The following is a 12,822-nucleotide window of genomic DNA, read 5'->3' on the forward strand; positions in this document are numbered from 1 at the left end:
AGTTCTTCAATGAAGATCTAATTCAGGAGACACAAGAGTGAGCAGCACTTCAGCCGCGTCCGCAGCAGGTCAGGGCGCTCTGCCTGCCTACGACACCCCGCTCGGCATCACCAACCCGCCGATCGACGAGTTGCTCGAACGCACCTCTTCCAAGTACGCCCTGGTCATCTACTCAGCCAAGCGCGCGCGCCAGATCAACGACTACTACAACCAGCTCGGTGACGGCATCCTCGAATACGTCGGACCTCTGGTCGAGCCCGGTCTGCAGGAAAAGCCGCTGTCCATCGCGTTGCGTGAAATCCACGCTGATCTCCTCGAGCACACCGAAGGCGAGTGAGCACCACATCTGCCGCACCCGAACCTCGTTCGGGTGTCGGGGGAGTGTCCGACGCGCCCACATCGATACGTAAGCGCATTGTCGTCGGTGTCGGTGGGGGTATCGCCGCGTACAAGGCGTGCTCGATCATCCGCAGCTTCACCGAGAGCGGTCATCACGTCCGCGTGATTCCGACCGAATCCGCTCTGGAGTTCGTCGGGCGCGCGACGTTCGAAGCACTCTCCGGCAACCCGGTTCACACCGGCGTCTTCAACGACGTCCCGCAGGTTCCGCATGTCCGTCTCGGACAGGAAGCCGATCTGGTCGTCATCGCGCCGGCAACCGCTGATCTGATGGCGCGAGCGGTCATGGGTCGCGCAGACGACCTGTTGACGGCCACTTTGTTGACCGCGCGCTGTCCGGTTGTCTTCGCCCCAGCAATGCACACCGAGATGTGGGAGCACCCCGCAACGGTCTCGAACGTGGCGACACTGCGTTCGCGCGGCGTCCACGTGATCGAACCTGCCTCCGGGCGTTTGACAGGGAAAGACACCGGAGCCGGTCGACTTCCCGAACCCGACGAGATCGTCGGGTTGGCATCGTTGCTCCTCGAGCGCTCGGACGCGTTGCCGCGCGACCTGGAGGGTCGCCGCATTCTGGTCACCGCCGGCGGTACTCGCGAGCCGCTCGATCCCGTGCGCTTTCTCGGTAATCGCAGCTCGGGCAAGCAGGGCTACGCGCTCGCCCGTCTTGCCGCGCAACGCGGCGCGCACGTGACACTGATCGCCGGGTACACGGCTGATCTCGCCGACCCCGCCGCTGTCGACGTCGTGCACATCAAGACGGCCGAAGATCTCCGGTTGGCAGTGGAAAAGCACGCACCGGGACACGACGGAGTCGTCATGGCTGCGGCTGTCGCGGACTTCCGCCCCACCACCGTCGAAGGCAGCAAGATCAAGAAGGGCGCAAACGAACCCGACTCGATCAGCCTCACCAGAAATGCCGACATCCTCGCCGGTCTCGTCGAAGCGCGTCGTGACGGCGACTTGGATGCTCGAACGGTGATCGTCGGATTCGCCGCTGAGACCGGTGACGCCCATGGTGACGTTCTCACCTATGCCCGCTCCAAGCTTGCCCGCAAAGGTTGCGATCTCCTCGTGGTCAATGCGGTCGGCGAGGGCAAGGCGTTCGAGGTCGATCACAACGACGGTTGGTTGCTCGGTTCCGACGGCTCGGAGTCCGCTCTCGAACACGGATCCAAGGCTTTGATGGCCAGTCGAGTACTCGACGCCCTGGTCAAGCTCTTTCCCGAGTAGCGACACGCGCCCGGTGGTGAGAGTTACCCCACGATAATCGGGTGAGTACAAGGGTGTTGCGCAGGCGGTCCAACCGTTATCGTCGGCTCAGCCCCCAGCTAACAAAGCATGACAAAACGGTCACCGAACGGTGATTCGGATACTTCAATAAGCTGTAGTCAAGAACTCAGTCGTCGAGAGGGAGATCTGTGAGCAAGTCCGGCAGTCGGCTATTCACCAGCGAGTCCGTCACCGAGGGGCACCCGGACAAGATCTGTGACGCGATCAGCGACTCGATCCTCGACGCGCTGCTCACCCAGGACCCGCGCGCCCGCGTGGCCGTCGAGACACTGGTCACCACCGGCCAGGTTCACGTAGCCGGTGAGGTCACGACCACTGCGTACGCGGACATTCCGAAGATCGTGCGCGACACAGTCCTCGAAATCGGCTACGACAGCTCCGCAAAGGGCTTCGACGGAAATTCGTGCGGCGTCAACGTCGCGATCGGCGCCCAGTCGCCCGAGATCGCGCAGGGTGTCGATCACTCGCACGAGGCTCGCGTCGACGGAATCAGCGACGACGAGATCGACCGTCAGGGTGCGGGCGACCAGGGCCTGATGTTCGGCTACGCCACCACCGACACGCCGGAACTGATGCCGCTGCCCATCGCGCTGGCTCATCGTCTCTCTCGCCGGTTGACCGAGGTCCGTAAGTCCGGCGTGCTGCCGTACCTGCGCCCGGACGGCAAGACCCAGGTCACCATCGAGTACGACGGTGACAAGGCTGTCCGTCTCGACACCGTGGTCATCTCCACCCAGCATGCCGCTGACATCGACCTCGACAACCTGTTGACGCCCGATCTTCGTGAGAAGGTGCTTCACTCGGTGCTGACCGACGTCAACCTCACCGATCTCGACACCTCCGATGTTCGTCTGCTGGTGAACCCGACGGGCAAGTTCGTCCTCGGTGGCCCGATGGGTGACGCCGGTTTGACCGGGCGCAAGATCATCGTCGACACCTACGGCGGAATGGCTCGCCACGGTGGCGGCGCGTTCTCCGGCAAGGACCCGTCAAAGGTCGACCGCAGCGCTGCCTACGCCATGCGCTGGGTGGCCAAGAACGCTGTTGCCGCAGGTCTGGCCGACCGCATCGAGGTTCAGGTCGCCTACGCCATCGGCAAGGCAGCTCCGGTCGGACTCTTCGTCGAAACCTTCGGCACCGAGAAGACCGATCCGGCACGGATCCAGAAGGCGATCACCGAGATCTTCGACCTGCGTCCGGGAGCGATCATCCGCGACCTCGACCTGCTGCGCCCGATCTACGCGCAGACGGCGGCATACGGTCACTTCGGTCGCACCGATATCGACCTCCCGTGGGAGAGCACCGATCGCGCCGACAAGCTGCGTAGCGCAGCTGGTCTCTGATCACTGACGTACAGACGGGGCGCGGGTGGGCGCGGAAAGAGTAGCGGCAGAAGTCGATCCGGTCGCCCGGGTGCTGCCGATGCTCCCGCTCGCTCACCTCGACCGTGAATTCGACTACCTCGTTCCTCGTGAACTCGAAGCGGATGCGCAGCCCGGAGTCCGGGTGCGCATCCGCTTCGCTGGTCGTCTGGTGGACGGTTTCATCGTCTCGCGCGAGGCGACCAGTGACCATCAGGGGAAGTTCGGCTGGCTCGAACGCGTCATCTCGTCCGAGCGGGTCCTGACGGCCGAAATCGCGCAAGTCGTCGATCGTGTGGCGGAGCGTTATGCCGGAACCCGTGCCGATGTTCTCCGTTTGGCGGTACCGCCGCGGCACGCGAAGGTCGAGGCGGAACCGTGGGGGCCCGCCGAGCCGCCGTCCGCTCCTGAACCGATCGAAAATGGTTGGCATCTCTACAGATTCGGTGACGCCTTCCTGTCCGCCATTCGCGAGTCGAAAAGCCCACGTGCGGTCTGGCAGGCGTTGCCTGGTGAAAACTGGCCACTGCGCCTGGCCGAACTGGCCGGGGCCGTAGCGGCAAGTGGTAAATCCGCGATCCTGGTTGTGCCCGATCAACGCGACCTGGACCGCGTCGTCGCCGCTTGTACCGAACTCTCCGGAGCGGATGCGGTGGTAGGTCTGTCCGCGGGCCTGGGGCCGGCCATGCGATACCGAAGGTGGCTCGCTGCACTGCGCGGGACCGCCCGGATCGTCGTCGGCACGCGGAGTGCTGTTTTTGCGCCGACGGCCGAGACCGGTCTTGTCGTCGTCTGGGACGACGGCGACGACAACTTGTCCGAGCCGCGGTCGCCGTATCCACATGCCCGCGAAGTTGCCGTCCTGCGTGGCTACGTCGCCGGGTGCGCCGTCGTGATCGGTGGGTTCTCCCGTACGGCAGAAGCGCAGGTACTCGTCGACTCGGGATGGGCGCACGATCTGGTCGCTACGCGGGACGTCGTTCGTGCCCACGCACCCAAGATCACCGCGCTCGCCGACAGCGATCAAGCCTTGGCCCGCGATCCGGGAGCCAGAGCGGCTCGTTTGCCCGCTATTGCATTCGCGGCCGCCCGGCGCGCTCTGGGTGAGGGCAACGGAGTCCTGGTGCAGGTGCCTCGGCGGGGGTACGTACCGACCCTGGCCTGCGGAAAGTGCCGTGCCCCGGCACGGTGCCGTCGGTGCAACGGCCCACTGGCTCTTCCCGCTGCGGCAGGTCCCGACGGCGCCGGGACACCGGCGTGCCGCTGGTGCGGGGTTGCCGATGCCGCCTACCGATGTCACGCGTGCGGGGCGAAAGCGTTGCGCGCGGTGGTGGTCGGTGCCGGCCGGACCGCCGAAGAACTCGGGCGGGCGTTTCCCGGTGTGAAAGTTGTTCTGTCCGGGGGCAGTGATGTGGTCAAGGAACTGCCACACGGGCCCGCGTTGGTGGTCTCGACAGTGGGTGCGGAGCCGGTGATGACCGGCGGCTACGGCGCCGCGCTCTTGCTCGACGGTTGGGCACTGCTCGGCCGGCCCGATCTTCGCGCCGCCGAGGAAACGCTCAGACGCTGGATGTCGGCTGCTGCCATGGTGATTCCGCTGTCCGAAGGCGGTGAAGTTGTGGTTGTCGCAGACTCGGGTATCCCGACGGTGCAGGCGTTGGTCCGATGGGATCCAGTGGGGCACGCACAGTCTCAATTCGAGGAACGGGACGAGGTCGGCTTTCCTCCGGCCGTTCACATGGCTGCGATCGACGGTGGATCCGCAGCAATTGCGGAGTTGGTGGACTCGGCTGATCTGCCGGCAAGTGCTGTACTGCTCGGACCAGTGGAACTGCCTGCGGGGGAGAGGCTTCCGTATTCCGGTGAGGACGAGAGCGGTGTCGCGCCGGAGCGAATGCTGGTCCGCGTTCCACGCAAGGACGGTCGCGGCCTTGCGGACGCTCTGGCACATGCGAGGGCCGCGCGCAGTGCGCGGAAGTCTTCGGGTCCGGTCCGCATTCAGATCGACCCACGCCGCATCGGCTAAGTTTCGAGTTGTCGGAGGAATCCTTGCGCTACCCGATATGACGATATATCGTCGAACTATCAACGATAGTGATGGAGGTTCGACGATGGATGCAAGTTTCCCGAACGAGGGGATGTTCGGCCGGCGCGGTTTCTTCGGCGGTTTCGGCCGTGAGCAACGGCCACCATTTGTGATGTGGGTGCCGACGGACGACGGCGCGTCGGGCGATGGTCCCGGCGATCGAGACGGTGGACGACGCGGTCGACCGCACGAGCGGCCGGGCTTCGGTGACATGCCACGCAGAGGCCATCGGCGGGGGCGTTTCGGTCCAGACGGCGGACCCGGCCCCGGCTTCGGTCCGGGCGCTCAGTTCGGTCGCGGGCGAGGACGTGGCGGACGAGGTCGTCGAGGAGATGTGCGCGCTGCGATTCTGCTGTTGATCGCGGAAGAGCCGATGCACGGCTACGAATTGATTCAGCAGATCGTCGAGCGCAGCGGCGGCGTCTGGAAGCCGAGTCCGGGCTCCATTTATCCCGCGCTGTCCCAACTCGAGGACGAAGGACTGGTGATCATCGAAAAGGTTGCCGGCCGCAAAACCGCCAAGCTGACAGAAGGAGGCGTCGCGTACGTCGAGGAACATCGCGCCGATCTCGGGGCGCCGTGGGATGACGTTCGTCTCAGCGTAGGGGAGCCGGAGCAGGACCTTCGAGAACTGATCGGCCAGCTGATGGGCGCGGCCGGTCAAGTGGCTGCTGTAGGCACACCAGCGCAGGTCAAGGCCGCAGCCGACGTGCTTGTCGAGGCGCGCAAATCGCTCTACCGAGTGCTTGCCGGTGATGACTCCGATGAAGGCGGCAATTGAGACGTCGGATACCTACTGTTCGGTAGGGTATGCGCCTCGAAGTTTCTGGTGTTACGGTCAGCTCCCTCGTAGGATCAGAGCAGGAGCAGGAACAATGTCTGGCGTCAAACGGTCTGTGGGACTGACATTTTCGGTAGCAGTGGCGCTGCTGATCGGAGCACCGCCGGCGATATCGGCTGCAGCACCGACGCTCCCGTCTGCGAGTGCCGACGCGATGGATGTTCCCCTCGTCATCGGCCCAGGCCAGGTGTCGCGTTCGGTAGCCACCGCATTCGCTCATGCTCATCCAGGATCCGCACCTGCCGGATCGAACGATTTCGGCTGTGAGCCTTCCGCCACGCATCCCCGACCGGTTGTACTCGCCCACGGAACCGACACCGAGGCGTACGCGGATTGGGCGGCCATGTCGCCGGCACTGGCAGCTGACGGCTACTGCGTCTTCGCCCTCAATTACGGCGGTGCGATCAAAGAAGAAGACGGGGACGTCGCACACGAGACCTACGGCGTCGGCGACATAGTCGGTAGTGCCACCGCGTTCGGTTCTTTCGTCGATCAGGTGCTGACCGCGACCGGCGCGGACAAGGTCGACGTCATCGGCTATTCGCAAGGCGCGACGGTGACGCGGTACTACGTCAACAAGATGGGCGGCGACGCCTACGTCGATCATTGGGTCGGTTTGGCTTCGCCGACCTACGGCGGGGTGATGTTCGGGTTGGTTCCCATTGTGCGTGCGATCCCCGGCGGAGAAGACTTTGTCGAAGACGTCTTTTCTCGAGCTGTCCGTGAGCAGATGCAGGGGTCGGATATGTTGAACGCCCTCAACGCCGGCGGTGACACCGTACCCGGAGTGCGCTACACGACCATCGGGTCCACTGTCGACGAGATGATCCAGCCGTCCTCGAACATCGCGCTCCGCGGTGCCGGTGCAGAAAACATCGTCCTCCAGGATCTGTGCCCGTCTAACCTGACCGGCCACTTCCGCATGCCGTACGACCCCTACGTGATCGACGTCATCCGGACGGTCCTCGACCCCGATGCCGAGCGGCACGCTTCGTGCAGCGTGGTGCCGCTCGGCACGGATATTCCGCAAGTGGTCATCGACGCAAATTCGTGAGCTGCAAATTCGTGAGCTGCTAACTCGTGAGCACCGAGATCACGTGGGTCGGGATGTTTACTCGGCGAGCTTGGCAGTGGCCTGCGCCCACAGGAAGAACTTGTTCGTTCCGAGGTCGCGGACGGTCTTGATGTTGAACGCTGCCTTCAAATGTTCTGCGTCCGAATCGCTTACGCCGTTGAGTGCCGCGACCGGGGCGTCCGCCAATTCTTCGACGGACTTTCCTGCGTAGGCCTTGTCGAACTTACTGTCGATGCCTGCCATCTAAGTTCCTCCGTGTGATTGGTGTATCCCGTATCAGCCTCCGCCGAGTGGCGACGACGACAGAAACAGTCAATACCGAGGACCGGTGAATGTGCAGGGTTCTGATCAAAGAAATTGCTGAGAAAGTGGTTCGGTGTGGCGCGAGGTAGGTCGTAGCTCTCGCAGTCCTTAGACTGACAGTTCCACCCACCGACACATCCGGGAGCATTTTCGTGAGTTGCAGTCCACCGCGTTCGACAGGCCGATCGGCTGATCAGAGTCCGAAGAGCCCAACGAAACGGGAGAGCTGACATGCGCGTCGTGTTCGCCGGAACACCCGAACCCGCGGTTCCTTCACTGCGTCGGCTCATCGAATCCGCCAACCACGAAGTGGTAGCCGTCGTCACGCGTCCGGACGCTGTGGCGGGCCGCGGTCGAAAAGTCACCCGATCGCCGGTCGGTCTGCTTGCCGACGAGCACGGCATCCCGGTGCTGACGCCGGCCAAGGCGTCCGATCCCGACTTCGCGGCCGAACTCGCCCGCCTCGAACCGGACTGTGCACCCGTCGTCGCCTACGGAAACCTGTTGCCGCAGAACGTCCTCGACATTCCGAAATACGGTTGGGTCAATCTGCATTTCTCGTTGCTTCCCGCGTGGCGCGGCGCCGCGCCGGTGCAGGCCGCGATCAGTGCCGGCGACGAGGTGACGGGCGCCAGCGCGTTCCGTTTGGAAGCCGGCATGGATACCGGCCCCGTGTACGGAGTGATGACCGAGCGGATTCGCGACACCGATACGGCGGGCGACCTGCTCGGACGTCTCGCGGAAAACGGCGCTGCCCTCCTCGAATCGGTACTCGACGGACTCGAGGCCGGCGAGATCAACGCGGTTCCGCAGTCTGCCGACGGCGTCTCGTATGCCCCCAAGGTGACGGTGGACGCGGCCCGCGTGCGGTGGGAACTGCCCGCTCGCACAGTGGACCGGCATATCCGAGCCGTCACACCCGCACCCGGGGCATGGACGATGATCGGTGATCTTCGAGTCAAGGTCGGCCCGATCACCGTCACGGACGAGACCCTGGCAGTCGGTGAGATCTCGGTACGCAAGGATGGTCTGTACATCGGTACCGCGACCACCGCGGTGCGACTCGGGCAGATTCAGCCCCCGGGCAAGAAATTGATGTCGGCAGGGGACTGGGCACGCGGTGCCCGACTCGACGCGGAGGTACGAGCACAGTGACCGAATCACGACGACCGGCACGACGGGCACAGGGTCCCGGAGCCAAGAACGGCGGGGGCGGCAAGAACACCAAGCCGAAGCAGGCCAAGCGGCCTGATCCGGCAACCGCCGGGCTCGATCAACCGCGTCTGGCAGCGCGTGACGTCCTGCGCGCGGTCCGCGAGCGTGACGCATACGCGAACCTGGTTCTGCCAGGGCTCCTGCGTGACCGCAAACTCGACGCACGCGATGCGGCGCTGGCAACCGAACTGGCGTATGGCGCGGCACGTGCTCAGGGACTGCTGGATGCGGTGATCGCGCATGCAGCGGGTCGGCCGATCGAAGAGATCGACGGAACGCTGCTCGATGTTCTCCGACTCGGCTCGTACCAATTGCTGCGCACTCGTGTCGCACCGCACGCTGCCGTCGCAACTTCGGTCGATCTGGTCCGCGCCGAAAACGGCCAGGGCCGAGCAGGATTCGCCAATGCGGTCCTGCGCCGTGTTTCCGAACGCACCCAGGAGGAGTGGGTCGAGCTGCTGGCCCCGAAGGACCCGGTCGGCCGGCTCGCCTTCGAGCACGCTCACCCCCTGTGGATCGCGCAGGTATTTGCCGACTCGCTCGGCGCTGCTGCCGGTGAACTCGAAGACGTCCTGATCGCCGACGACGCCCGCCCTGCAGTACACCTCGTCGCCCGCCCCGGCGAGATCTCCGCCGAGGAGCTTGCACTGGTGACCGGCGGCGAGATCGGGCCGTACTCGCCGTACGCCGTGCATCTCGACGGCGGTGACCCCGGACAGCTCGAGGCGGTCCGCCAAGGCTTGGCGGGCGTGCAGGACGAGGGCAGTCAGCTGGTGGCCCGCGCCCTCAGCATTGCTCCTCTCGAAGGTGAAGACTCCGGACGCTGGCTCGACCTCTGTGCAGGTCCAGGAGGAAAAGCGGCACTTCTCGGTGCTCTTGCCGGCATTGAAGGTGGTCGACTCGACGCCGTCGAGCCCGTCGAACATCGCGCCGAACTGATCCGCAAGACCACTCGCGAACTTCCCGTCGACGTACACGTGGCGGACGGCCGCGAATCCGGGCTCGAACCCGGATACGACCGCATCCTCGTCGACGCTCCCTGCACCGGGTTGGGTGCGCTGCGTCGGCGCCCGGAGGCACGTTGGCGTCGCCAGCCGTCCGATGTGGCTCCGCTCGTGAAGTTACAGCGTGAATTGCTCGCTGCCGCAATCGAACTGGTTCGCCCCGGCGGAGTGGTGCTGTACTCCACGTGCTCGCCGCACTTGTCGGAAACGCTGGCAGTGGTCGCCGATGCAGTGCGACGTCACGGCGTCGTGGAACTCGACACCAAGGAATTGGTGCCAGGTGTCCCAGACGTCGGCGACGGATCGTCGGTTCAGTTGTGGCCGCACCGACACGGGACCGATGCGATGTTCATGGCCGCTTTGCGCAAGCCGCTGGCCTGATCGGATGACTTCTGGGCATCGGTAGTCGTATGGTGCCTACATGGTTACGTGGGAACAGGTTGTAGTACTGGGTTCGGCTCTTCCCTCCGTGGAAGAGTCGACCTCGTACAACACCCCGGCACTCAAGGTGGCAGGTAAGACTTTTGCGCGGCTCCGCACCGAAGCGGAGGGCGCTTTGGTCGTGATGTGCGGTCTGGACGAGAAGGAGGCGCTACTCGCCAGTGGCGAGGCGGCTTTCTTCACCACCGATCACTATCACGGGCACGGCTCGATCCTCGTGCACCTCGAACTGATCGACGAGGTGCAGTTGGGTGAGATGCTCGAAGACGCGTGGCGGATCAAGGCACCGGCCAAGGTGCGAAAGCTCCACACCGTCGTCAAGAACTGATCTGATTGCACCGGCTCCGATGTGCATGCACGGTCGGCAATGAGACACAGCTAAACTCGGCGTCGTGGCTTCCCCGATGATTGCACCGTCCATTCTGTCCGCAGATTTTGCTCGACTCGCTGATGAAGCGACTGCCGTGTCCGGCTCCGACTGGCTTCACGTCGACGTGATGGACGCGCATTTCGTTCCCAATCTCACGCTGGGTCTGCCGGTGGTCGAGAGTCTGCTGAAGGCGACGGATATTCCGCTCGACTGCCATCTCATGATCGAGAATCCGGAGCGCTGGGCGCCGCCGTACGCCGAGGCCGGTGCGTACAACGTCACGTTTCACGCCGAGGCCACCGACGATCCGCGTTCGGTTGCCCGCGATATTCGTGCAGCTGGTGCCAAGGCGGGGCTGAGCATCAAGCCTGGAACCCCGATCGACGACTACCTGGAAATCCTCAAGGACTTCGACACCCTCTTGATCATGAGCGTCGAACCCGGATTCGGTGGTCAGTCCTTCATGCCTCAGGTGCTCGACAAGGCACGCGCAGTTCGAAAGCTCGTCGACTCGGGTGAGCTGACGCTCCTTGTCGAAATCGACGGCGGCATCAACGCTTCCACGATCGAGCAGGCCGCTGAAGCAGGGATCGACTGCTTCGTCGCCGGTTCGGCGGTGTACGGAGCGAGTGATCCCGGTGAGGCGGTGCGCAAGCTGCGCGCGCAGGCCGCCTCGGCGTCGCCGCACCTGACGCTGTCGGTCTGAGCCGCTCGATGGCAAAGGGTGGACAGGCGTCGACGGCTGATCTCGACGCCGCGATGCAGATCGCGCTGGCCGCAGCTGATTCCGCGCGCGGATTCACCAGCCCCAACCCACCGGTCGGCGCGGTCATCCTCGCTGCCGACGGAACCATCGCGGGCGTCGGTATGACGCAACCGCCCGGTGGACCGCACGCGGAGGTCGTGGCTCTCGACGAGGCCGGCGATGCAGCGCGTGGCGGTACGGCAGTGGTGACACTGGAACCGTGCAATCACCAGGGGCGAACCGGCCCTTGCTCACAGGCATTGATCGATGCCGGAGTCTCGGCGGTTGTCTACGCCGTCGGTGATCCCAATCCCGAGGCTTCCGGCGGCGCAGCGACGCTCATGCGCGCTGGAATCAGCGTCACGGCCGGACTGAGAGCACCCGAGGTGGAAGCTGGTCCACTGCGGGCCTGGCTGCACAAACAGCGCACCGGTCGCCCGCACATCACGTGGAAGTACGCGGCCAGTCTGGACGGACGCAGCGCCGCCGAGGACGGAACGAGTCAGTGGATCACCGGTCCGCAGGCGAGGGCGCGCGTGCATGCGCAGCGAGCGCAGATCGATGCGATCGTGGTCGGTACCGGCACCGTGTTCGCCGACGATCCGTGGCTGACCGCACGTCAGCCCACCGGTGAGCTCGCGGCGCACCAGCCCGTTCGCGTCGTCGTCGGAAAGCGCGAAATACCCTCGACGGCAAGCATTCTCGACGACACCGCACCGACTCTGGTGCTCAACACCGACAACATCGACGAAGTAGTCGAGGCGTTGGGGGAGTACACGGACGTACTTCTCGAGGGTGGGCCCCGTCTGGCCGGAGCATTCCTTGCCGCCGGATATGTCGACGTCATAGAGGCATACATCGCTCCGATCCTGCTCGGCGCGGGCGCCTCCGCACTCGTCGATGCCGGAGTGCACACCATCACCGACGCCCACCGATTCCGTTTGGAGTCCGCGGTAACGATCGGCCCCGATATTTTGTTGAGTCTGGTTCCGGAGAGTTCTGCTCCGGGGAACGAGGAGTAGGGCGCGTGTTCACAGGAATTGTGGAAGAACTCGGCGAAATTGTCGCCAAGGAAGAACTGGTCGATGCTGCACGTTTCACGGTGCGCGGGCCACTGGTCACCTCCGACGCCGGTCACGGTGATTCGATCGCGGTCAACGGAGTGTGCCTGACGGTGGTCGACGTGCTTGCCGACGGTTCGTTCACCGCAGATGTCATGCAGGAAACCCTGAACCGCTCGAGCCTGGCGAAATTGGATGTCGGCTCTCGCGTCAACCTCGAGCGTGCCGCGGCGCTGAACAGCCGACTCGGCGGCCACCTGGTTCAAGGGCATGTCGATGGAACAGGCCACGTCATTTCCCGCTCGCCGTCCGAGAACTGGGAGGTAGTGCGGATCGCACTGCCCGACTCCATTTCCCGTTACGTCGTGGAGAAGGGTTCGATCACCGTCGACGGAGTCTCGCTGACGGTCTCCGCGCTGGGCGGAGACCGCGGGTTCGAGTACTTCGAGATCTCGCTGATCCCGACAACGCTCGAGTTGACGACGCTCGGAACCGCTGTGGTCGGTACGCCGGTCAACCTCGAGGTGGACGTGATCGCCAAGTACGTCGAGCGGCTTCACTCTGCCGGTCGGTAGGACCAGGCTGATCGGACCCGTCCGATTGGTCGTAGGGTTGTCAGTGCATCCGT

The 12,822-nt window shown here is 64.5% G+C and carries 13 protein-coding genes; 12 read left to right on the top strand and 1 reads right to left on the bottom strand.

Going from position 1 to position 12,822, the window contains the following annotated elements; genetic code table 11:
• Nucleotides 1-37 precede the first annotated feature (37 nt).
• From rpoZ to ACVZUB_RS14555, 6 genes are all read left to right on the top strand, one after another.
• The gene (rpoZ, locus tag ACVZUB_RS14530) at nucleotides 38-337 is read left to right on the top strand and encodes a DNA-directed RNA polymerase subunit omega (RefSeq protein WP_003944996.1); all 300 of its coding nucleotides are present in this window, start codon (nucleotides 38-40) and stop codon (nucleotides 335-337) included.
• On the top strand, nucleotides 334-1,632 hold the full coding sequence (gene coaBC, locus ACVZUB_RS14535) for a bifunctional phosphopantothenoylcysteine decarboxylase/phosphopantothenate--cysteine ligase CoaBC (RefSeq protein WP_003944888.1): 1,299 nt from the start codon (nucleotides 334-336) through the stop codon (nucleotides 1,630-1,632). The genes rpoZ and coaBC overlap by 4 nt, the downstream gene beginning before the upstream one ends.
• Nucleotides 1,633-1,820: 188 nt before the next feature.
• The gene (gene metK / locus ACVZUB_RS14540) at nucleotides 1,821-3,035 is read left to right on the top strand and encodes a methionine adenosyltransferase (RefSeq protein WP_003944827.1); all 1,215 of its coding nucleotides are present in this window, start codon (nucleotides 1,821-1,823) and stop codon (nucleotides 3,033-3,035) included.
• A 25-nt stretch (nucleotides 3,036-3,060) separates the two neighbouring features.
• Nucleotides 3,061-5,079, top strand: coding sequence for a primosomal protein N' (locus ACVZUB_RS14545; protein ID WP_082239108.1), 2,019 nt, complete (start codon nucleotides 3,061-3,063; stop codon nucleotides 5,077-5,079).
• Nucleotides 5,080-5,251: 172 nt separating this feature from the next.
• Complete coding sequence (locus ACVZUB_RS14550) at nucleotides 5,252-5,920, top strand: PadR family transcriptional regulator (protein WP_482628533.1); 669 nt, start codon at nucleotides 5,252-5,254, stop codon at nucleotides 5,918-5,920.
• Nucleotides 5,921-6,014: 94 nt separating this feature from the next.
• Nucleotides 6,015-7,034 carry an esterase/lipase family protein gene (locus ACVZUB_RS14555; protein ID WP_050656340.1) on the top strand — a complete coding sequence of 340 codons (1,020 nt, stop codon included), beginning with the start codon at nucleotides 6,015-6,017 and terminating at the stop codon, nucleotides 7,032-7,034.
• 57 nt (nucleotides 7,035-7,091) lie between these two features.
• On the opposite strand, the gene ACVZUB_RS14560 is transcribed toward ACVZUB_RS14555, so the two are convergent.
• Nucleotides 7,092-7,298 (bottom strand): hypothetical protein, encoded by a 207-nt coding sequence (locus ACVZUB_RS14560; protein ID WP_003944900.1) that lies wholly within the window; start codon nucleotides 7,296-7,298, stop codon nucleotides 7,092-7,094.
• Nucleotides 7,299-7,589: 291 nt separating this feature from the next.
• On the opposite strand from ACVZUB_RS14560, the gene fmt reads away from it, so the two are divergent.
• The 6 genes from fmt to ACVZUB_RS14590 all read left to right on the top strand — a co-directional run bounded on the left by fmt (nucleotide 7,590) and on the right by ACVZUB_RS14590 (nucleotide 12,769).
• Nucleotides 7,590-8,513 carry a methionyl-tRNA formyltransferase gene (gene fmt, locus ACVZUB_RS14565; protein WP_482628513.1) on the top strand — a complete coding sequence of 308 codons (924 nt, stop codon included), beginning with the start codon at nucleotides 7,590-7,592 and terminating at the stop codon, nucleotides 8,511-8,513.
• On the top strand, nucleotides 8,510-9,958 hold the full coding sequence (locus tag ACVZUB_RS14570) for an RsmB/NOP family class I SAM-dependent RNA methyltransferase (RefSeq protein WP_482628514.1): 1,449 nt from the start codon (nucleotides 8,510-8,512) through the stop codon (nucleotides 9,956-9,958). Before fmt ends, ACVZUB_RS14570 begins: the two co-directional genes overlap by 4 nt.
• 40 nt (nucleotides 9,959-9,998) lie before the next feature.
• Nucleotides 9,999-10,346 (top strand): MmcQ/YjbR family DNA-binding protein, encoded by a 348-nt coding sequence (locus tag ACVZUB_RS14575; RefSeq protein WP_003944924.1) that lies wholly within the window; start codon nucleotides 9,999-10,001, stop codon nucleotides 10,344-10,346.
• Between the two features lie 64 nt (nucleotides 10,347-10,410).
• Nucleotides 10,411-11,094 (top strand): ribulose-phosphate 3-epimerase, encoded by a 684-nt coding sequence (gene rpe / locus ACVZUB_RS14580; RefSeq protein ID WP_019748384.1) that lies wholly within the window; start codon nucleotides 10,411-10,413, stop codon nucleotides 11,092-11,094.
• Between the two features lie 8 nt (nucleotides 11,095-11,102).
• Complete coding sequence (ribD, locus tag ACVZUB_RS14585) at nucleotides 11,103-12,155, top strand: bifunctional diaminohydroxyphosphoribosylaminopyrimidine deaminase/5-amino-6-(5-phosphoribosylamino)uracil reductase RibD (protein WP_030536416.1); 1,053 nt, start codon at nucleotides 11,103-11,105, stop codon at nucleotides 12,153-12,155.
• Nucleotides 12,156-12,160: 5 nt separating this feature from the next.
• Entirely contained in the window at nucleotides 12,161-12,769 is a 609-nt protein-coding gene (locus ACVZUB_RS14590) for a riboflavin synthase (RefSeq protein WP_003944892.1), read from the top strand.
• Nucleotides 12,770-12,822 lie beyond the last annotated feature (53 nt).

It is taken from the genome of Rhodococcus sp. OS5, assembly GCF_056837585.1.